The organism is Pseudomonas sp. SDO5271_S396 (assembly GCF_054071795.1).
Genome location: NZ_JBSVWB010000032.1, coordinates 26243 through 46136 on the forward strand (window position 1 = coordinate 26243; position 19894 = coordinate 46136).

General features: G+C 60.9%; 16 protein-coding genes. 6 read left to right on the forward strand and 10 right to left on the reverse strand.

What is annotated here, in order from left to right; translation table 11 throughout:
• Window positions 1–110 precede the first annotated feature (110 nt).
• Window positions 111–1070: a threo-3-hydroxy-L-aspartate ammonia-lyase gene (locus ACW9IN_RS20310; RefSeq protein WP_457367551.1), complete on the reverse strand. Its 960-nt coding sequence runs from the start codon at window positions 1068–1070 to the stop codon at window positions 111–113.
• A gap of 190 nt (window positions 1071–1260) precedes the next feature.
• On the opposite strand from ACW9IN_RS20310, the gene ACW9IN_RS20315 reads away from it, so the two are divergent.
• The 3 genes from ACW9IN_RS20315 to ACW9IN_RS20325 all read left to right on the forward strand — a co-directional run bounded on the left by ACW9IN_RS20315 (window position 1261) and on the right by ACW9IN_RS20325 (window position 3413).
• Window positions 1261–1878, forward strand: coding sequence for an LpxA family transferase (locus tag ACW9IN_RS20315; RefSeq protein ID WP_457367552.1), 618 nt, complete (start codon window positions 1261–1263; stop codon window positions 1876–1878).
• Window positions 1879–1971: 93 nt separating this feature from the next.
• A complete protein-coding gene (locus ACW9IN_RS20320; protein WP_457367553.1) occupies window positions 1972–2490 on the forward strand; it encodes a sigma-70 family RNA polymerase sigma factor in 519 nt (172 codons plus the stop codon).
• Window positions 2487–3413 (forward strand): FecR domain-containing protein, encoded by a 927-nt coding sequence (locus tag ACW9IN_RS20325; RefSeq protein WP_457367554.1) that lies wholly within the window; start codon window positions 2487–2489, stop codon window positions 3411–3413. Before ACW9IN_RS20320 ends, ACW9IN_RS20325 begins: the two co-directional genes overlap by 4 nt.
• A 79-nt stretch (window positions 3414–3492) precedes the next feature.
• Here the strand turns inward: ACW9IN_RS20325 and ACW9IN_RS20330 are convergent, their stop codons facing one another.
• Genes ACW9IN_RS20330 through ACW9IN_RS20340 form a run of 3 tightly spaced genes read right to left on the reverse strand, consistent with a single transcriptional unit; the run spans window position 3493 to window position 6000 of the window.
• Window positions 3493–4209, reverse strand: coding sequence for an ABC transporter ATP-binding protein (locus tag ACW9IN_RS20330; RefSeq protein ID WP_457367555.1), 717 nt, complete (start codon window positions 4207–4209; stop codon window positions 3493–3495).
• Window positions 4206–5033: an ABC transporter permease gene (locus ACW9IN_RS20335; protein ID WP_457367556.1), complete on the reverse strand. Its 828-nt coding sequence runs from the start codon at window positions 5031–5033 to the stop codon at window positions 4206–4208. The genes ACW9IN_RS20330 and ACW9IN_RS20335 overlap by 4 nt, the downstream gene beginning before the upstream one ends.
• 10 nt (window positions 5034–5043) lie before the next feature.
• Complete coding sequence (locus tag ACW9IN_RS20340; protein WP_457367557.1) at window positions 5044–6000, reverse strand: aliphatic sulfonate ABC transporter substrate-binding protein; 957 nt, start codon at window positions 5998–6000, stop codon at window positions 5044–5046.
• Between the two features lie 332 nt (window positions 6001–6332).
• Here ACW9IN_RS20340 and ACW9IN_RS20345 point away from each other — a divergent pair, with 332 nt between their 5' ends.
• Both ACW9IN_RS20345 and ACW9IN_RS20350 read left to right on the forward strand, forming a co-directional pair.
• The gene (locus ACW9IN_RS20345) at window positions 6333–6548 is read left to right on the forward strand and encodes a TOBE domain-containing protein (RefSeq protein ID WP_003173733.1); all 216 of its coding nucleotides are present in this window, start codon (window positions 6333–6335) and stop codon (window positions 6546–6548) included.
• 240 nt (window positions 6549–6788) lie between these two features.
• Window positions 6789–11105 (forward strand): hypothetical protein, encoded by a 4317-nt coding sequence (locus ACW9IN_RS20350; protein ID WP_457367558.1) that lies wholly within the window; start codon window positions 6789–6791, stop codon window positions 11103–11105.
• 67 nt (window positions 11106–11172) lie between these two features.
• Here ACW9IN_RS20350 and ACW9IN_RS20355 read toward each other — a convergent pair whose 3' ends face one another.
• From ACW9IN_RS20355 to ACW9IN_RS20375, 5 genes are all read right to left on the reverse strand, one after another.
• Entirely contained in the window at window positions 11173–14520 is a 3348-nt protein-coding gene (locus ACW9IN_RS20355) for a hypothetical protein (protein WP_457367559.1), read from the reverse strand.
• A 95-nt stretch (window positions 14521–14615) separates the two neighbouring features.
• Window positions 14616–15761 carry a MalY/PatB family protein gene (locus tag ACW9IN_RS20360; protein WP_457367560.1) on the reverse strand — a complete coding sequence of 382 codons (1146 nt, stop codon included), beginning with the start codon at window positions 15759–15761 and terminating at the stop codon, window positions 14616–14618.
• 59 nt (window positions 15762–15820) lie between these two features.
• A complete protein-coding gene (locus ACW9IN_RS20365) occupies window positions 15821–16414 on the reverse strand; it encodes an FMN-dependent NADH-azoreductase (RefSeq protein WP_457367561.1) in 594 nt (197 codons plus the stop codon).
• Entirely contained in the window at window positions 16411–16851 is a 441-nt protein-coding gene (locus tag ACW9IN_RS20370; protein WP_457367562.1) for an N-acetyltransferase family protein, read from the reverse strand. The genes ACW9IN_RS20365 and ACW9IN_RS20370 overlap by 4 nt, the downstream gene beginning before the upstream one ends.
• On the reverse strand, window positions 16844–17320 hold the full coding sequence (locus ACW9IN_RS20375) for a carboxymuconolactone decarboxylase family protein (protein WP_457367563.1): 477 nt from the start codon (window positions 17318–17320) through the stop codon (window positions 16844–16846). The genes ACW9IN_RS20370 and ACW9IN_RS20375 overlap by 8 nt, the downstream gene beginning before the upstream one ends.
• A gap of 133 nt (window positions 17321–17453) precedes the next feature.
• Here ACW9IN_RS20375 and pdxR point away from each other — a divergent pair, with 133 nt between their 5' ends.
• Window positions 17454–18830, forward strand: coding sequence for a MocR-like pyridoxine biosynthesis transcription factor PdxR (gene pdxR, locus ACW9IN_RS20380; protein WP_457367588.1), 1377 nt, complete (start codon window positions 17454–17456; stop codon window positions 18828–18830).
• Between the two features lie 196 nt (window positions 18831–19026).
• Here pdxR and ACW9IN_RS20385 read toward each other — a convergent pair whose 3' ends face one another.
• A complete protein-coding gene (locus tag ACW9IN_RS20385) occupies window positions 19027–19878 on the reverse strand; it encodes a LysR substrate-binding domain-containing protein (RefSeq protein ID WP_457367564.1) in 852 nt (283 codons plus the stop codon).
• Window positions 19879–19894 lie beyond the last annotated feature (16 nt).

Here is a 19894-nt window from a genome sequence, read left to right on the forward strand (position 1 = left end):
GGTCAGGCCTGGGCGTTTTTATCGGCGGCAGTTTTCAGCAGGCAAAGCGTCGCCGTCAGCGCCTCGGCGGGCGCTTTTCGACCGTGATTAAAGTGTGTGTGGCGCGCGGGTCAGCCCTGTAGCAGGCTCGCGTATTTCTCGATATCGACGTTGCCGCCGGTCACGATGATGCCCACGCGCTGGCCCTTGAACTGGCCGTTGGCGTTACGCAGCGCGGCCAGGCCCAGGCAGCCGGTGGGCTCCACCACCATCTTCATGCGCTGCATGAAGAAGCGCATGCCGTCCACCAGTTGTGCGTCGGACACCGTGAGTATGTCGTTCACCTGGTCACGAATGATCGGGAAGGTGTGGTTGCCCAGGTGCTGGGTCTGCGCGCCGTCGGCGATGGTTGCCGGGGTGTCGATATGCACGATGCTGCCGCTGCGAAACGAGCGCTGACCGTCGTTGCCGGCCTCGGGTTCGACGCCGAACAGTTGGCAGTCCGGTGCCAGGGCACGGGTCGACAATGCCGTGCCCGAGAGCATGCCACCGCCGCCCAGGCCGACGAACAACGCGTCCAGCGGGCCGGTGAATTCCAGCAGCTCCTTGGCGGCGGTGCCTTGGCCGGCGAGGACGTCAGGGTGGTCGTAGGACGGAATCAGCGTCATGCCGTGCTCTTGCGCCAGGGTGCGGCCGATCTGCTCGCGGTCCTCCGTGATGCGGTCGTAGAACACCACGCTGGCGCCGTATTCCCGGGTGGCCGCGACCTTGGCCGCTGGCGCATCGGTAGGCATCACGATGGTCGCCGGCATTTGCAGCAAGCGCGCCGCCAGGGCAATGCCTTGGGCATGGTTGCCGGAAGAAAACGCTACCACCCCGGCCTTGCGCTGCTGTTCGTCAAAACGCGACAGGGCATTGAACGCACCGCGAAATTTGAACGAGCCGGTGCGTTGCAGGTTCTCGCACTTGATGAATACCTGGGCGCCGGTCTCGGCATCCAGGGTGCGAGAGGTGAAAACCGGGGTGCGATGGGCAAAGCCTTCCAGGCGTTGGGCGGCGGCGACGACGTCGTGATAAGTGGACAGTTGCATAAGACGGACCTCTGGAAATGTACCCGGGCACGGGAGCCCTGTAGTCTTTGTTTGGATAAAATATCCACATAAAGACAAATTGTAAAGTTCCGTTTGTCACGGCCCATGGGCACGTCAGGCGACGCCGCTCGACGGTCAGTGGGTGGGGTGTTAGGTTTCCGAGCTTCTCTGACTGTTAGAGGGTTTCACGTTGATCCGGCTCACCGATTACATCGCCGACTTTTCCCAGTCGCCATTGGCGCCCTGGGCAGACCTGACACCTTGGGCACTGGTCACCCAGGCGCCGGTGATCGTTCGTCAAATGCTCTCGCGGCTACCCGCTGACGAATACGTCATCCACGATGAAATTGCCGTTCACCGTACCGCTACGGTGGAGCAGGGCGCTTTGCTCAAGCCGCCGTTGATCATTGGCGCCCACTGCTTTATCGCCAGCGGCACCTTGTTGCGTGGTGGCTGCTGGCTGGACGAGCACTGCATTATCGGTCCCGGGGCGGAGTTGAAAACTTCATTCGTGTTCAGCGGCAGCAAGCTGGCGCATTTCAATTTCGTTGGCGATTCGGTGCTGGGCCATGGGATCAACCTGGAAGCCGGCAGCATCGTCGCCAACTACCGCAACGAGCGTTCGGACAAGGAAATATTGGTACGCGTCGACGGGCACTTGCAGCGTACCGGGTGCGACAAGTTTGGCGCGTTGCTCGGCGATCAGTGCCGGGTCGGTGCCAATGGCGTGTTGGCGCCTGGAGCAGTGTTGGCACCTGCCAGCGTGGTAGGGCGTGGCCAAGTGTTCGATGCGGAGATATCCGTTTAAACGCAATGGTTAAAAGATCGTGGTGTGTTGCGGCGATATTAAATAGAATTCAATCTCATTTGAGACTCAGTCGCGCCGCGCAGGTTGGTTGCCATGAATGATGCTGTTGCGCCTACGCAGGCCCCCGAACTCACCCTGACGAATCTGTATCGCGACCACCGCAGCTGGCTGGAAAGCTGGCTGCGGCGGCGCCTGGGCAACGCCTGGGATGCGGCAGACCTGAGCCAGGACACCTTTGTGCGGGTATTGGCCAGCGCGCAGCCGATTGCGCACTTGCAGGAACCTCGTGCGTATCTGGTCACGGTGGGCAAGCGCCTGCTGATCAACTTCCACCAACGGCGCAGCTTGGAGCAGGCCTACCTGAAGGCCCTGGCGAACCTGCCCGATGCCTGCGTGCCATCTCCCGAACAGCGCTGGCTGGTCCTGGAAACCCTGCACGCCCTGGATGAATTGCTCGACGGTTTGCCGGCGCTGGTGCGTCGCGCGTTTCTGTGGAGCCAGCTGGAGGGGGTGGGGTACCGCGAGATTGCCGAGCGGCTTGGGGTGTCCGAACGTACGGTAAAACGCTATATGGCCCAGGCTTACGAACACTGCCTGCTGGTGGACCTGTGAACCGCGATGTCGCCCGCGCTGCCGCGCAATGGCTGGCACTGTTGGAGTCCGGTGCGGCCACCGAGCGTGATCACGCCAACTTGCAGCAGTGGCGCGACAGCCATCCCCAGCATGAACAGACATGGCAGAATGCCCAGTCCCTGCGCCAGCGTTTCAACGATTTGCCCCAGGCCCTGGCGATGGCCAGCCTTGATCGCCCGCAACCGGGGCGGCGGGCGTTGCTCAAGCGCGCCCTGGGCATGGCTGCGCTGGTGCCGACCGCCTGGCTGATCAGCCGACAGTTGCCCATCGAAGCCTGGCGGGCCGACCTGCACACCGCAACCGGCGAGCGCAAACGCTTGCCATTGGCGGACGGCGGCAGCTTGCAACTCAATACTGCGACGGCAGTGGACGTGGACCTCGCGCAGCGGCGCATCAGCCTGGTGGACGGTGAACTGGCGTTGAGCGTGCCGGAGGCGACGGCGATGAGCATTCAGACGCGCTATGGAGAGTTGCGCGTCGGCCAGGCCGAAGTGTGTGTGCGCCAGCTGGAGGCCGGGTGCCGGATGTCGGTGTTCAAGGGCTCGGTGCAAGTGCGTGATCTCAAGGGGCAGTTGTCGCTGCTGCAGAGTGGCCAGCAAGCGTTGCTCAAGGCCGACGGGGTCGGCGCAAGGATGCCGTTCGATGTGCTGCAACTCGACTGGCGCGAAGGCGTGCTGACCGCGCAAAACCAGGCGCTGGGCGATTTTCTGCGCGAGCTGGAACGCTATCGCCCGGGTGTATTGCGCTGGGACCCGAGCCTGGAAACGCTGCGGGTCACGGGCAGTTTCCGTCTGGAAAACACAGACCGAATCCTCGACCTGCTGGTCCAGACGCTGGACCTGGAACTGCACGCTCGCACGCGCTATTGGGTCACCCTCACACTGCGTCAATCGTTCGCCTGATCCTGGCCCTGCATTACCGCCCGCGCCGGGCTGCGCAGCAGCCCCAACAAGGCCACTGCGGCAGGCTAGAATGCCAAGGTCAGATCACATGGGCGCGTTGCAGCTCAGTCAAGGACAGCGCCTTGAGGCTGGCCAGCAACGGATCACGCCGGTCACGCGGGTGCGGCAGGTCCACCGCCAGTTCCTGGCGAATGCTGCTCGGCCGGTTGTCCATTACCAGCACCCGATCACTCAGGTACAGCGCCTCGTCCACGTCGTGGGTGACCAGCAACAACGCGATGGCGTGGTGCGCAGCCAGTTGCAGTAGCAGGTCCTGCAGTTTCATGCGGGTGAAGGCATCCACCGCGCTGAACGGCTCATCCAGCAGCAACACCTGGGGCCTGGAATACAGGCCACGAGCGATGGCCACCCGTTGCGCCATGCCGCCGGACAACGCTTTGGGCAGTGCCTGGGCGAACCCCGTGAGGCCGACTTCCTCGATCAATTGTGTGACCCAGGCTTTGTCATAGTGGTCGTCATCGATGAAGCCGATGTTCTGTTCCACCGTAAGCCAGGGCATCAGCCGGGGTTCCTGGAACACAAAGGCTACGTCTGCGCCTTTGCTGTTGAGTTCGCCCTGATAATCCGTATCCAGGCCGGCGATGATCCGCAGCAGTGTGCTCTTGCCACAGCCGCTGGGGCCCAGCAGGCTGACGGCCTCCCGAGGTTGCAAAGCCAGGCGCACTTCCTTGAGCACGGTGGTGCTGGCGAAGCTTTTGCGTTGAACGTGGATCGTCAACAAAGGCTGGCTGCTCATTGGTCTGCTCCTTGGCCGTTGAAGGTGTCACGCCAGGCCAGGCAGCGTTTTTCCAGCGCCGCAAGCAACCCATCGCTGATCTTGCCGAGCAACGCCAGCACGATAATGGCCGCCAGCACGATATCCGGCCGTGAGGTTTCTCGCCCATCGCTGAGCAAATACCCCAGCCCCTTGGTGGCCGCGATCAGCTCGGCAGCCACCAGAAACATCCACGCCAGGCTCAAGCCGCTGCGCAAGCCGGTAAACAGGCCGGGCAGGGCGGCGGGCAATAGAATGCGCCGCACCAGGCGCCGCCGACGGAAACCATACATTTGCCCGACCTCCACCAACTTGCGGTCGATATCGCGTATCGCCGACACGCCGTTGAGGTACACCGGGAAGAAGGCGCCAATTGCGATCAGCACCACCTTCGAGGTTTCATCGATACCCAGCCACAGCAGCAACAACGGTACCCAGGCCAGGCTCGGGATCGAGCGCAGCCCGGCGAACGTCGGCTCCAGATAGGCCTCGGCCTCGCGGCTCAGGCCGACCCAGGCCGCGAAGACCAGGGCCAGGCTGGCGCCGATGACAAAGCCGAGCAGCACCCGCAACAGGCTGGCGCTGATGTGCTTCCACAACGCGCCTTCGGCGAGATCGCCGAGCGTCACGGCAATCTCGCTGGGGGCCGGCATCTGGTAGGACGGCAGCCAGCCCAGCCGTACCACCACTTCGAGCACCAACAGAATCAACACCGGCAACACCAGGCCCTTGAGCCGTCGGGGCCAGGCGCTGCGGGTGATCAGCACCGGCGCCGTCACGGGCAGTACGTGGGTCTTGCTGCTCATCACGCGCTCCTCAATGGCCGAACGAGGTATCGATCAACTGGTCGATCACCTGATCTACATTCACGCCTTTGCGCACCAGCTCTTCAGACACCAGGATCGGTGCAGCCGCCTTGGACGACACCACATCCTTGCTGCTGAGGAACGGCGTGCTCAAGTCGGTGCGCGAGAGTTGCAGCTTGGCCACTTCCAGGGGCAAGCCGGACTCGTCAGCCAGCAGCTTGGCGAATTCGTCCGGGTGCTTCACCGCCCAATCGCGGGCCTTTTCGTAGGCGCCAAGCACTTTGGTGATGGTCTGCGGGTGCTCCTTGGCGAACTTCTCGGTGACGCTGACCACGCCGTAGCTGTTGAAATCCTTGTTGCGGTAGAGCAGACGCGAACCGGCCTGGATTTCACTGGCAGCCATGTGCGGATCCAGACCGGCCCAGGCGTCCACGTCGCCTTTTTCCAGCGCGGTGCGGCCGTCCGGGTGTTGCAGGTGCACCAGTTCCACGTCGTCCTTTTTTAGCCCGGCTTTTTGCAGGCTGCGCAGGGTGAACAGGTACGGATCGGTGCCCTTGGTGGCGGCGATTTTCTTGCCCTTGAGGTCGGTGACGCTCTTGAATGGCGAGTCCTTGCGCACCACCAGCGCGGTCCATTCGGCGCGGCTGTAGACGTACACCGATTTGATCGGGCTGCCATTGGCGCGGCTCAACACCGCTGACAGGCTGGCCGACGAGGCGAAGTCCACGCCACCGCTATTGAGGTACTCCAGCGAGCGGTTGCTGCCCTGGCTCAGCACCCAGCCGACTTTGCTCTGCGGCAGTGCCTGCTCCAGCCAGCCGAAGTGCTTGAGCACCAGGCTCACCGGCGAGTAGTAGGCGTAATCCAGGTTGACTTGCGCGGGGTCGGTTTCTGCGGCAAATGCTTGGGGGTGAAGGCACAGTACGAGGGCGCACGCGCCGAGTAAACGTGTGGTGAAGGGGGTCATGGAACAGCTCCGGGCTACATAAGCGAACAAGGCGTTGAGAGAAGGTTTTTCTTATATTCAGAAAACTGAATCGGCATGTTCCATCATGCTTTATAGGAATATGCAGTCTCTGTGCCAGCTCGCCCGGAGGCGCATTTGCGGGGTTTGACGCGGTTGGTGCTGTAATGGAACAGGGCAGAGTGTTGATCCACTGTTGGCAGGCAAACAGTGCTTAAATAACTTATTCGAATAAATAAAGAGTTATATATTCCTTTTATTGTCTTCTGCGTTGGCGCATTTTGAGGGCCTGCGCATTCGTGCGGATTGACCCAACAGCCAAAAGGAAAGCCGACATGACCATCAAAGCGATCAACGTGCGCAACCAGTTCAAGGGCGTAATCAAGGAAATCCTGCTGGGGGAGGTGGTGTCTGAAATCGACGTGCAAACCGCGTCCGGCATCGTGACCTCGGTCATTACCACGCGCTCGGTGAGAGACCTGGAACTGAAAGTGGGCAGTGAAGTGATTGCCTTTGTGAAGTCCACTGAGGTGTCCATCGCCAAGTTGTAGGTATCTGAACAGGGAGCCGGTCAGCCGGTTTCCCGTTGTTCTTATCCAACGTCATTACCTTCTGCTTCATACTTACAAGCGCAATGCTTGATAACAAATTCACTGGGAACTTATTCGGTGTTTTGTGGATAGCATTATTCAGATAATCCTTACATTGAGACCCTTTGCCATTTTGTATGTTCAGGCCAAGGACTCATGTTGCAGGGAGGGCAAGGTTATATATCTATAGTTGGGACACTTATGCACTTACTCTCCTCGATAACCGGCTCGCAGCACATTCCCCTTGTTTCCCCCAGTGATCACACGGGGGATGCCACTCATACGCGTGCGCGCAGGCAGCTCCCCGATGCTGCCGACGTGCCGCCCGCTTCGCCCCCTGTTTTTATACCGGACCACGCCGTGCCTGCGCATTTTATCAGCAAGGTCAGCCAGGCTAAGTCGGGGCTCGACTATGACTCGTTCATGAACGGCTACAACAATCCTTTTGCTGTTGTGTTGCCGGGTTATTTCAAGGACATGAGCAATATTCAACTTATGCGGCTCAGCCTGGACCCGTCGTTCAGTCCGGAGCAGATAGGGGCTCTGAAGTTTATGATTGAAAAGCGCCTAGGCAATAATAGACTTAAAGATGTCAAGATGTTTACGGAAATAATGACGGTTGATGGCGTAAAAGTAACGCCGATGCCCCAAGGATTCTATCTGGGAGTCATCAACCAGTTGTCTGGAGGGCAATGTGCAGGAATATCGCATTTACTGTCACTGGCGGTTGCCGAGGGAAAAGAGCATATCTTTTTGGGGAATATCTATCAGGCGCTTGCGGATCCAGATGCGCCTGAGTCCCAGGCGTTTTTCGATAAGCTGGCTCGGCTACAGGCCAGCGTTGGGGATGACCATGCGCACGACCCAAAGACCGCAAAATTACTGCCTTTTGCCACCATCGCCCCGGAACTGATTGATTCCCCCACCTCCAAGACACTCTTGATCGACACCCACAATCACCGAGTGACAGCAGGTGTCATTGTGGATGCCAAAGGACAACGCACTTACTATTTCGCTGATCCGAACGTTGGATTCATAACGTTTTCTTCTGAAGAGAGTTTTAAAAATGGACTGAAAACGCTATTTACACATCCCAAACTAAAAGATTTTTTGCACACGGAGTATCACAGTCATGGAAAGTCTCTGTACCTAATAAGTGTATTTAATCGTGATCACCTGCCCGCCATTTCTGGTGCGTCAAACGATATAAAGTACATGTACAACGCTCCCCTCAGTGGGCTGGATACTCTCAATATCATCAATGTTTCACGTGTGCCAACGGCGGAAAGTCTGACGGTACAAGGAGCAGGGCCATCCTCTGCCGAGATGACCGACTACAACAGGGTTTCCTATGAGTTAAAACAAGTGCATGGCACCCAGGGCATGTCGCAGTTTCATAAAGCGGTAGATGCGGTAGCCGCTGTAAGGCATTTTATGCACCACCATCGAGGCAGCGCGCTTTTACCTCGTATGATTGAACTGGAGCAGCAGTTGACTGTTGCAATCAATGAGGCTCGCGCACCGGTTGATTACCCCTATGCGTTTGAGCGAATGGAGCAAAATCGGGCTCATCTGGTAATCGATAAACTGGGGAAGTACAAGCAATCTGGACGCGCTGTTATTCAGGGCATCGAGTTCAATATGGCTCGCGATTCCAGTATGGGGCCTGACAAGTCGCAGCGTGTAACCGATGCAATAACCGCAGCGTTGCTCAAGCTTCAGCAAGGTGATCCCGGCGTGCTGAAGTCACTGGGTTCAACCATTAGTGTCATCATTGCCAAACCCGGTAGTCGACCGGACACGCAGTTGTTTTTCCGGCAACCACCTCTCTTGATCGTGGGTGACGATTTCTTCACCCCTCCTGCGGCCAAAGGCGGCACTGTCGCGGATCAAGTGGGTCGCCAGGCTCAACGCAACGGCGACGCTCCTACCACCGCAAAACAAGCGGCGCTGCTGGCCGGAAAACTCGGCATGTTGGGCTATTACAACGGCGATTCCGGTGGGTTTCTGAAGTTGGTGGATGGCGCGCCCGTCAGTTCGCACTCCAATCCACGCCAAGTGGCAGAGGGTGCCTACACCGCGCGTCTCTATGGGGTGCGTTTGCACAGCAATACCCGCGACGCGCTCAAAAACCTGTTGTCGCCAGACACAGATAAGTCAGCGCCCGCCGCACCCCAAGGACGCAATACATTCTCCAGAGAGGGCGACGCCGAATTCAAACGCCTGCAAGCCCAGGACGCCAGCCAACCGCCAATCCGCGTTGGCGAGATAGACGTCAGCCGCGCCGAGCTCTACCAGATGGGGGTACAGGTTGGCGGCAAGCCAGTAGAAAGTGCAATGGCCCCTGATTCGCAGGGACATACAACCAGTAACGTACAGATCGACTACAACCGATTCCTGGCATACCTGCAATCGGCTCCGCCTGAAGACGCTGCACGCATGGCAAACATTGTCAGCGAACTGGCGGCCAATCGCAGTCCTGCCTCCCCCCCTTTGATGACTCGCAGCGATGGCGGGCTCGTTCCCGACACCCTTCAGACGTTTGTCGCTGAAACATCACAGCGATCCTCGGCAGTACGTGATCTGTTGCGTAGCGGAAAACCAGTGCCCGCTGATTTTTTTTCTCCGTCAGCGACTGGCGCTCCTGGGGCAAAAACGAATACCGCCGGGCTCGGATTCCAGGCTTTCAGCACTTATCAAGGGTTGCGCAGTTCTATCGAGAGCCTTCAGAAAGGCGATACAACAGGAGGTGTCATCGGCCTTGGGGCGGTGGCATCCGATTATGTCGGGATGGGGGTTGAAGCTGGCCTGAACAAGGTGGCGCAACATACCGCCAGCAAGGTGGGGCCTTCGGTACTTGGCTTCAAAGCGTCCAGCGTCGGCAAGATGATAGGAAAGGTCGGGGGTGGGGCCGGCCTGGTCATCAGTGTTCCCTTTGACATCTACCAGGCCGTCAAGTCCTTTAAAGATGCAGGTGAAAGCACCGGGAAACAGGCTCAAGACCATTACGTCAACGGTGCATTTTCGATTGCCAATGCTACGACATCGATCGTCCTGGGGACCGCGTTTCTGGCGGGTGCCAGTGCTGCAGGGCCGGCGGGGCTGATTGTGGCAGGGGGCTTGATGACTGCGCAGATGATCTACACGGCCGTGCGTACCGTAGAGGACATCGATCAATACACACCGCTGACAGGAGGGCAGAAATTCGTCACGGGCGTTAAATCATTCCTGGGTTTTGAGCCAGGATTCGATGTGATGAAGCCCTACCTGGAAAAGAAATACAGCAGCGAACACGAGCAGCAGAACAGGGACCGCTATCAAAAATTTCTGGAGGGGCCGGGCAAAGAACAGTTTGAGCGGGTGGTGATCGGCGCAACAGATGTCGAGGCCAAGCAGGTGCCGGGTACCGTCCCGCTGACGCCAGCGCTCTGGTATTCGCCCATCACGTGGTTGTTGAACCAGATCAGTGTGCCGGGCCAGGTCACTAAGGTTGAAGCCACGGGCGGGAATGACCAGATTTCAGGTACGTTCAACTCATGGAACGGCAAGTCTGTCGCCGCCGTGGAAGGTGTACCCGGAGAGCACAAGGCCACGCTGTGGGATCTGGGCGATGGCGATGATTGGGTGACGGGTATCAAGTCCAAGCCCAATTACTTTTTGATGGGCGGCGGCAAAAAGGGCATTAACGGCGGGGATGCCGACGATACGGTGGTGTTTAACGCCGATGCCCGTCAGACGCTGGTGCAGGCCGAGCAAGTGGGTTCGGCGACCGAAAAGGACGGCACCAGCCCAAGGCAAGCATCACTCGATGGCCAAGGTGGGCGTAACACTCTGGTATTTTCCGGTGCATTGACAACGTCCTACAAGGAAGACGGGCAGGATAAAACCGCTCGATACGCAGGCCACGTGATTAACTTCAAGACGAATACGATCTCGATCAAAACCGAGGAATCGAATACGGAAGGGGTGAAGAAAATCGCGCATTTCCAATCGTTTTCCAGTGTGAGTACGGTCGAAGGCGGGGAAAGCTTTATCCAGGGCAATGATGACAACAACCTGTTCACGCTCAACGGTGAAAAGGATGTGGTGTTCACCGGCAATGGCGCGAACGTTGTGCATGTGCAGGGCGGTGCGCGCATCACGGGAGAAGGCGGGCACAACACCTACATCGTGAACAAGGGGTACAGGACGGTGGTGATCGACGACCCAGCCAGCAGTGTCGTCAAACTCGACTACAGTGCGGCGCAAGTCTCCGGATGGCGTGTTTCGAGTACGGGTGATTTGTCGGTTGGCGTGAGTGACGGTACGCCGCTGAACAGTCGAGCGCTGCTTTTTAAGGGGGCTTTCTCCAGTGATGCAAAGGACGATAAGGCCCGGCCTGTGTTCATCACCAACGACGGGGTGATGATGGTGATCAATGCACCGCGTCAAGATGGCTCCGCGGACCGAACACCGCAGGTGAGCAGCCTTAAAATCCAGACGGATACGGCTAAGCCTGAGTCGCTGCCAGCGGCGTGATAGCCCTCATCAGTTGGCTGGCCACCTCGCCAAGGTGCCAGCCAGCTGATGGCCACGAGTAGACCGGTCAGGCGATTTTCACGCCCGCACCTCCCGGTGGATGGGGCTGCGGGCGCTCAGGCGGGGCATCGGTCGGCAGGTTCTTCGGCGGCTTGTTCGGGTCCTCGTAGTGCTTGTGCAAGCCCCCGTCCAGCCGGTTGCTCGACGAGCCGCCTTTTTGCGGCGTCTGGTCGAAGTGTTCCCATTCCGATTGCTGGAAGCGGAAGATGCTGTCGTCGGTGGGGGCGTCACGACCACCGTAGTGATGGATTTCGTAGTGGGCGTACTCGACCTTGTCGGCCCAGTTGTCCTGCAACAGGCCGTCGTTCGCCAGGTCGCGGTACCAGTCGTTTTCCTTCTCGGTCGCCTTCTGCTTTTTGTTGTGATCGACGAAGTAGCCGATGATCCCGCCGACCACCGCCAGCACCACACCCACCAGAAACAACGGCCCGGTCAACGCTGCCGCCGTGCCCGCACCAAACAGCGCCGCAGCGCCCAGCACACCGGCGGACGCGCCAAACGCACCACCGGCCACTTGCAGGCCGCCTGCGGCTTGCGCCAGCGGGTCCTTGCTGTCGACACCGGCCTTGATCGCCAGCGCCCCCAGCACGATATCGGCAAAACCACCGGCGATGTCCGTGGCCGGGCCCAATACCTTGATCACGGAACCGGCGATCTTCGCTGACTTCGAAGCGCCCAGCTTGGCGGCACCGGCGGCGGCCAGGCCGTCATCCAGGTGAGTGGCCAGACCTTCGGTGGCCTCGGTGACGGCTTTGTCGCCCTCGCCGAACAGCTTGGAAATGCCGTCGTACTGGCTGTCGGGCACCGCGTCCAGGGCGGCGGAAATCTTGGTCTTGACGTCCGGCGGCATCTCGTTGACGCGAAATTCGAAGTTCGGCTCCTGCAGACCGGTCTTGCCCCAGATCTCCGGCAGTGTCTTGTCCAGCCCGAGGAAGTCCACCAGGCCGCCTTTGCCCAGGGTCTCGCCGATCTTGTCGCCCAGGCGCACGAAGTGACTGGAGCCGCCGGCAAAACTGAGGAAGTCCTTGGCGATGGTCATGCGCTGGGCCGGGGTTTCACCCAGCTTGCCGCCTTTGCCCACCAGTTGGTAAATCGCCGAGAACAGGGTCACGCCGGCGCCCAGGGAGCCGAGGATGCCCTTGCTGTTGAGGGTATGGAACACCTCGCCGAGCATGCCGCGATCCGCCACGGGAATATACGGTTTGCTCAGGGCGGTCTTGAGGTCGGCCTCGGTGATCGCCCCGTTGTTTTTGTAAACCTCGCCCAACTCCTCCAGGGCCTTGGTGACCGCTGCGGATTTTTCCTTGCCCTGCAGGCCCTCGTTGAGGAATTTTTCCAGGGTTTCCTGGGTGCGGCGCGGCAGGTCGAGCAGGCTGCCCTTGAGCACGCCCTTGAGCAGGCCGAACAGGTCCTTGGTCGCCAGCTCCTTGTTCTCGTCGGAGATCTTGCTCGGGTCCGACAGGATGGCGTTGAGGTCGGTGGTCAGGCCGTCGGCCTGGATGTTCTGTGCCGCCTTGCTCGCCGCTTCCGGATCGAACAGCGACAGCGAGGTGAGGGTGTCGCTCAGGTCCTTTTGCGCTTCGTAGGTCTTGCCCTGGCTTTGCAGGTCCTTGAGGTACAGCACGTAATCCGGGCTGGACGTCAGGTCGAGCAGCTTCTGCTTGATCTCGTCCTTGTTCGGCAGCTTGTTGAGCGCATCGTCCATCTTGGCCTTGTAGTCGGCCTGCACGGTCGGGTCGTTGAACAACTCACCGATCTGCTTCTGCACGGCCTTGCCATCGATGATGTCGTGCATGTCGGCGGAGGTCAGCTGGGTCTGCTTGTCGTCGAACTCGCGCCAGGTGGTGTTGAAGGGGCGTCGCGCCTCTTCGTAGCCGGTGATGCCGTGGCCGTTCTGGTACGCGGCCTGCGCTTCGAGGGCGCGCACCAGCTTGGCCCGTGGGTCATCCTTGGGAATCGAGCCGTTTTTCACGCCTTCGCGGTAGGTGTCGATCAACTGGGTGGTGGCCAGTTCGCTGACGGTCAGGGTCGGTGACTTGTCGTCCTTTTCATCGGCGTGCACACCGGTGTCCATGTTCAGCACATCCAGGTCACCGGACTTGGGCAGGTTGTGCTTGGTGCGCGTGTCGTCCACGGAGCTGGCGGTGAAAGCATCCCATTTGGCCTTGACGTCGTCGTAGAGCTGCGGGCTCAGCTCCTTGGAGACGATGACCTTGCCTTCGCTGGTTTCATAGCGGATCAGGCCGTCGCCCAGCTCGTCGGGCGAACCAAAGGTGATGTCGGTGTTTTTCAGGAAATCATTCGGCCCGGCCAGCTTGTAGCCTTCGCCTTCGCTGGTGTGGATCTTGGCCCAGGTGTCATTGGCGGTGGCGACGCTCTTGAACAGCTCGGGGCTCACGTCCTTGGACACCACCACTTTGGTGCCGTCATGCAGTTCGTAGGTGAGGATGTTGTCTTTCTGGTCGTTGTTCCAGCTGAAGCCCTTGTAGTCGTTGAGGCCCGGTACTGGCGTGTTGGCATCGGCCAGCGCGGCGCCGTTGTTCAGCTCGCCTTCTATCACGGCCTTTTTGCCGGGGTCGGTGTACACCGTGTTGAGGCCGGCGAGGTAGTCGAACAGCTTGGGGTTGTCATCGCGCGCCACGATGACTTTCTGGCCATTGCTTTCGAAACGGATCAGCCCCGGGCCCACTTCGTCTTCGGCGCCGACGGCGGTGCCGCCATACGGGGGCCACACTTCGTTGTCGGTGGCACGCCGGTAACCCGCGGCTTCGCTGCTGGACAAGCCGCTGAAGCTCTCATAGGCGGCCTTGGCCTTGGCGAACGCCTCGGGATTGTCGCGCTCGCTGACGACAAATTTGTTGCCGTCCTGGGTCTCGTAGCGGATCACGCCGGGGCCGGTTTCATCGGGCGGGCCCAGCGCCTTGTAGTCGCCGAGCTTGCCTGGCGCGCTGGCATCGGCGCCCAGACGCTGGTAACCGGCGGATTCACTGGCGACCACGCCACCGAGGGCTTTGAAGTCGGCGCTGACCTGCTTGAACAGCTCCGGGCTGTCCTGCTCGCTGACGATGACTTTCTTGCCGTCCTGGGTTTCGTAGCGGATCAGCCCCGGGCCCACTTCATCCGGCGGGCCGATGGCCTTGTAATCGCTGAGGGCCGGGGGCGGGGTGGCGTCCTTGGCCGCCAGCTCGTAGCCGTCTTTCTTGCTCGAGGCGAGCCCGGAAGGCGTCTTGTCGTGGGACTCGACCTTCTTGTTATCGGCACTTTGCTTGAGGAGTACATGAAACTTGGCACCCGATGAACTCGGCGTGCGGGGGGTGTTGGGCTCGGACGAGCGGTCGAGTGGGCGTGTCGTCATGCCAGGAAACTCCTGCTGTTGCCGCTGGGACTGGTACCCGCGTGACAGTAACAGCAGGGGTTTTGCGCTCGTTGCGAAAAGTTGTGAAATGCCGTTTAACGGTGATGCAGCGCACGCTCCATGCGTTTCACACCTTCCTCGAGCATCGTCCGGGGGCAGCCGAAATTCAGGCGCACGAACTGTTGGCTGTCATCGCCGAACTCGATACCGGCGCTCAGGCCGACCTTGGCCTGGTCCAGGAAAAACTGCTGCGGGTCGTCCAGCCCCAGGGCGCTGCAATCCAGCCAGGCCAGGTAGGTGCCTTGTGGCGCGTGCATCACCACGCCCGGCAAGCGGGTTCGCACGGCGTCCAACAAGTAATCGCGATTGGCTTGCAGGTACTGCACCAGCGCATCCAGCCATTCGCCGCACTGGCTGTAGGCGGCGCGTGTGGCCTCAAGACCCAGCGGGCTGACGCTGTCGACCATGCCGCAGCGGGCGTTATTGAAGCGCTCGCGGATCTCGGCGTTCTGCACCACGGCAAAGCAGGTTTTCAGGCCGGCCACGTTGTAGGCCTTGCTGGCCGACATCAGCGTGATGGTGCGCTGGGCGATTTCCGGGCTCAGGCTGGCGGTGGGGATATGACGGCGGCCGTCGAAGCACAGTTCGGCATGAATCTCGTCCGAGATGATCAGCGCGCCGCTTGCCAGGCAGGCATTGGCCACGGCCAGCAGTTCTTCGCGGGGGAAGACCTTGCCCATGGGGTTGTGCGGGTTGCTCAGCAGCAAGGCGCCGGCGCCGCTCAGTGCCTGGCGCAGGGCCGGCAGCGGGGTCAGGTATTCACCGTTGACGAGCTCGAAGGGTACTTCGATGCGCGGCAGGTTCCAGTGGCCGGGCGCGAGGCGAATCGGGCGGTAGTTGGGGGTTTGCAGCACCACCGGCTGGCCCGGCTGCACAAATGCATGCAGGGCCATGTTGAAACCGGGCTCGACACCCGGCAAAAACACCAGCTCTTCAGGTTGTACGCGCCAGGCGTACTTGGCCCACAGGTCGGCCACGACCGCGTCGCGCACGTCCGGGCCGGCCACGCTGTAACCGAGAATCTGCTGGTCCAGGCGCTGGTGCAGGGCCTGCAACACCGCAGGTGGAGCGGCGATGTCCATGTCGGCGATCCACATCGGCAAAACGTCTTGCGGGTAGCGGTTCCACTTGGTGCTGCCGGTGCCGAGGCGGGAGTGGATCGTGTCGAAATCAAAACTCATGGAGGGCTCGTGTCGGGAGGTAGGCGCAAGAAATGGCGCTGATTCTAGCGCCATTAATTTTATAGGCCAGAGCTGATTGCCTCCGACAGCTGCCGATGTGCCTGTTCCACGGCGCGGTTGACCGCCTCTTCACCCCGCGCCATGGCGCCCAGGTACACGAAGTCCACCGTGCGAATGCCCACCGTAGACAGGATGGCGGTCACATACGGGGTCAGAAAGTCCTGGTCATTGGTCTTGCGGGCGCTGCCCGAACTGACCAGCACAAAGGTGCGCCGATCGTCGAGCAGGCCGACTTTCTGGAACTGCGCATTGAACGTGAAGCTGCGCTGGGCGCGCACCACGTGATCGATCCAGGCCTTGAGCGCCGCCGGCACGGTGAGGTTGTGCACCGGGGTGCAGAGGATCAGCAGGTCACAGGCCTCCAACTCCTCGATCAACTGGTCCGACAGCACCGTTGCGCTGCTGTTCAGGCCCCCGGGGGTAGTCAGCGCATTGGCATATTCCCGGGACAGCGGCGGCAGGGCCTGGCCGCCATAGTCGCGTTCAGTGACTTCGGCGTCCGGTACCTGAGTGCGCAGCAGGGCGCGCGCCAGCCTGAACGTCTGCGCCGCCTTGCCGTGGGGGCTGAAACTGAGCAGTAGGGCACGGGTCATGGGTTCAGGTCCTGGGAAAAGTGCATGCCCCGCGCCAGCAGGCCTTGGCGAAAATAGAAGCGTTGGGCCAGGGCCATATGCAGGCCGGTGTCCAGCACCAGGTAGCGATAGCCCAGGGCGCGGGTTTTCTCGCGTACGCAGTCGAGCAGTTGCTCACCCAGGCCACGTCGTTGCAGCGCGGCGTCGACCACCAGGTCATCCACGTAGACATAGCGCCCATACAAGGTGTTTTCCGTGAGCCGGTAGCCGGCCAGGCCGATCACCTTGCCGTGCTCGCGCGCGGACAGCAGGTGGTAGCCGTTCTGCTGCTGGCGCTGGACCTGTGCAGCGAATGCCGCCGCATCGGTCAAGTGAGGACGCAGTTGTTGCATTACCGCAAAGCTGGCGATGCAGTCGGCGTCGCTGTCCATCAATACAAACTCGACCTGTTCATTCATTACCCTGGCTCTCCAGGTGCGCCTTGACCGCCGCCGGCACTTTGCGAAAGCTGATGGCCACGCGGTTCAGGGCGTTCATCAACGCGATGGCGAGGGTCAGGTCGGCCACTTCCTTTTCGCTGAACACGCCGGCGACTTTGGCGTAGTCGGCGTCCGGCACTTGGGTTTGCGCGACCTGGGTGACCACTTCGGCCCAGGCCAGGGCGGCACATTCGCGCGGGGTAAACAATGGGTGTGCTTCGTGCCAGGCGGCCAACAGCGCAAGCTTTTCCGGGCGAGTGCCCAGTTTCAGCAGGTCGCGGGAATGGGCGTCCAGGCAGTAGGCGCAGCCGTTGAGCTGGGAGACACGCAGGTACACCAGGTCAATCAGTTCCTTTTCCAGGCCGCAACCGTGGATATAACTGTGCACGGAACCCAGGGCCTTATAGCCGGTGGGAGCCACCTGGGCGTAGTCGAGACGGTGTTTCATGGTGCAGTCCTTCTATTGATCAAGGGATGCACCATTTTCAGGGGCGCTCCTGTCGCCTGACAGGGGCATGATTGGACAAGTGGGTTGGGACATGAGCAGACTTCGGCCTGTCTACCTGCCGAGCCTGTCCGCGATGCCATCGTTGCCCAAATACCAGGAAATCTACCGCCGCTTTCGCCTCGCCATCGACCAGGGCCAACTGGGTCCGGGGGATCGGGTGCCGTCGGTACGCAGCCTCGCGCTGGAGCTCAAAGTCGCCCGCGGCACGGTAGAGGCCGCGTATCAGTTGTTGATCAGCGAGGGCTTCTTCGAAGCGCGGGGACAGGCAGGTACGGTGATTGCCGGTTCACTGCCTTCTGTTGCCGCGTCCCCTGTACCGGCACCGGTCGCGCCCGTCGCCCGATCCCTGCAAATGGGCCTGCCGGCTTTGGATGCGTTCCCGCGCAAACTGTGGGCGCGGCTGGTGACGCACCAGGTGCGTCGCACCGATGCCGACAGCCTGACCATGGGCGACGTGTGCGGCGCCCCGGCCCTGCGCGTGGCGATTGCCCGTTATCTCGCGCTGTATCGGGGTATCGAGTGCACGCCGCAGCAAGTCTTCGTGTGCGCCGGGTATGCGGGGTGCCTGATGCTGCTGTGCGATGCGCTCGCGCTGGCTGGCCAGCGGTGCTGGTTCGAAGACCCGGGCTACCTGCATGCGCGTCAGTTGTTGCTGCACAAGGGCGTGGAGCTGGTGCCGGTGCCGGTGGATCGTGACGGCCTCGACGTCGAACAGGGCCGACAGCGGCACCGCAATGCGCGTCTGGCCATTGTCACCCCGGCACACCAGAGCCCACTGGGTGTGGCACTCAGCCCGGCGCGTCGCCAGGCCCTGCTGGACTGGGCGCGCGAGCAGGGCAGTTGGGTGGTCGAAGACGACTACGACAGTGAGTTTCGCTATCAGGGCCAGCCATTGGCGGCGCTTAAAAGCAGCGACACGGATGATCGGGTGATCTGTGCCGGCAGTTTCAGCAAGATGCTGTTTCCCGGATTGCGCCTGGGGTATCTGGTGGTGCCGCAGGCGTTGGTGGACACCTTCGAGCGCAGTGCCCGGGTATTGCAGCAGCGCAGCACACCGTTGTTGCAACTGACGGTGGCGGATTTTCTCGAACAAGGGCATTTCAACCGGCACCTCAAGGCCATGCGCACCTTGTATGCGCAACGGCGGGGCTGGTTGGTGGCGGCGTTGCGCGAGCATTGCGGAGCGTTTTTGCGGGTGGATGAGCAGGCTGGCGGGATCAATTTGTTGGCGCGGTTGTTGGTTGACGTGCCGGACGGCGTTGTCGCCGATGCGGCGAATCGTGAAGGGTTGGCGGTTCAGGCACTGTCACGCTGGGCGCTGGAAGCGGGGCGGGGGCAGGGTGTGTTGATGGGGTTTACCAATGTGCTGAGTGTGGGGCAGGCGCGGGAGTTGGCGTTGGGGTTGCGCGGTGTTGTTGAGTGCATATCCGTTGCGGCGGCGGCCTGGTAGCCGACCGGTTTCTGGAAGCCGGTCTTGCTCCAAATGTGGGAGCGGGCTTGCCCGCGAAGGCGGCGTGTCAGCGATTACAGCGCTAACTGATCCACCGCTTTCGTGAGCAAGCCCGCTCCCACAATTTGGATCTCCTGTATCCGACAGATATCAATCCGCTTTGGCTCTGCTTTTGATTTTGATCTGAGGCGCCCGATCACAACCCCTGACTCCCCCGAATCAAATCATAAGCCTTGCGCGCAATCGGGTTCGCCGTATTCGGCCTGATCCACAAGTAATACGTCACATCCGGCAACCGCGGCAGCCCATCCGTCTCCCCCAGCACCCGCATATCCGGTCCCAGCATTTCCATACTGCGCGGTGTCACGCCCAAACCCGCCCGAGTCGCGGCTTTGATTCCGATCAGATTCGATGCCAGATACGCCTGGCGCCACGCAATACCCGCCCGTTCCAGCGCCTCCAGCGCATACCGCCGATAGATGCTCGGCTCATCCACCAGAATCAACGGCAACGGCTCGCCCGGCTGGTGAATGTACTGCGCCGAACAGATCCACCATACCGGCGACGTACGCAACGCAAATCCTTCCAGGTTCGGATCGGAGCGTGTGGAAATCACCATGTCCACCTTGCCCCGATGCAAGTCATCCATCAGGAACGGGCTGCGCCCTACATCGATCTCCAGGCGCAAGCGCGGGGCCGAGCGGGCGATGTGGCTGAGGATCGGCGGCAGGATGGTGTCGGCGATGTCATGGGGTGAACCGATGCGCAGCACGCCGCTCAGGCTGCTTTCGCGCAGGGAGTTGAGCGCGTCGTCGTTCAGCGACAGCATCTGCCGCGCATGACGCAGCAGTTGCAGGCCGGGTTCGGTCAGTTGTTTTTGTCGGCCACGCTTTTCGAACAGGCTGACCCCCACTTGTTGTTCCAGGCGCTGCATGTGCTGGGTCACCGACGATTGGGTGCGGGCCAGGTGCGTGCCGGCGCCGGCGAAGCTGTGGTGGTCGACCACGGCGATAAAGGTGCGCAGCAATTCGAGGTCGAGGGTCGACATGGCCATTTCCAGGGGC

Bases quoted from the DNA above. Each gene is read 5' to 3' on its own strand.
- ACW9IN_RS20310 (WP_457367551.1), bottom strand. From the start codon at position 1,070: ATGCAACTGTCCACTTATCACGACGTCGTCGCCGCCGCCCAACGCCTG.
- ACW9IN_RS20375 (WP_457367563.1), bottom strand. From the start codon at position 17,320: ATGAAACACCGTCTCGACTACGCCCAGGTGGCTCCCACCGGCTATAAG.
- ACW9IN_RS20340 (WP_457367557.1), bottom strand. From the start codon at position 6,000: ATGACCCCCTTCACCACACGTTTACTCGGCGCGTGCGCCCTCGTACTG.
- ACW9IN_RS20335 (WP_457367556.1), bottom strand. From the start codon at position 5,033: ATGAGCAGCAAGACCCACGTACTGCCCGTGACGGCGCCGGTGCTGATC.
- ACW9IN_RS20320 (WP_457367553.1), top strand. From the start codon at position 1,972: ATGAATGATGCTGTTGCGCCTACGCAGGCCCCCGAACTCACCCTGACG.
- ACW9IN_RS20330 (WP_457367555.1), bottom strand. From the start codon at position 4,209: ATGAGCAGCCAGCCTTTGTTGACGATCCACGTTCAACGCAAAAGCTTC.
- pdxR (WP_457367588.1), top strand. From the start codon at position 17,454: ATGCCATCGTTGCCCAAATACCAGGAAATCTACCGCCGCTTTCGCCTC.
- ACW9IN_RS20345 (WP_003173733.1), top strand. From the start codon at position 6,333: ATGACCATCAAAGCGATCAACGTGCGCAACCAGTTCAAGGGCGTAATC.
- ACW9IN_RS20365 (WP_457367561.1), bottom strand. From the start codon at position 16,414: ATGACCCGTGCCCTACTGCTCAGTTTCAGCCCCCACGGCAAGGCGGCG.
- ACW9IN_RS20350 (WP_457367558.1), top strand. From the start codon at position 6,789: ATGCACTTACTCTCCTCGATAACCGGCTCGCAGCACATTCCCCTTGTT.
- ACW9IN_RS20385 (WP_457367564.1), bottom strand. From the start codon at position 19,878: ATGTCGACCCTCGACCTCGAATTGCTGCGCACCTTTATCGCCGTGGTC.
- ACW9IN_RS20370 (WP_457367562.1), bottom strand. From the start codon at position 16,851: ATGAATGAACAGGTCGAGTTTGTATTGATGGACAGCGACGCCGACTGC.
- ACW9IN_RS20360 (WP_457367560.1), bottom strand. From the start codon at position 15,761: ATGAGTTTTGATTTCGACACGATCCACTCCCGCCTCGGCACCGGCAGC.
- ACW9IN_RS20355 (WP_457367559.1), bottom strand. From the start codon at position 14,520: ATGACGACACGCCCACTCGACCGCTCGTCCGAGCCCAACACCCCCCGC.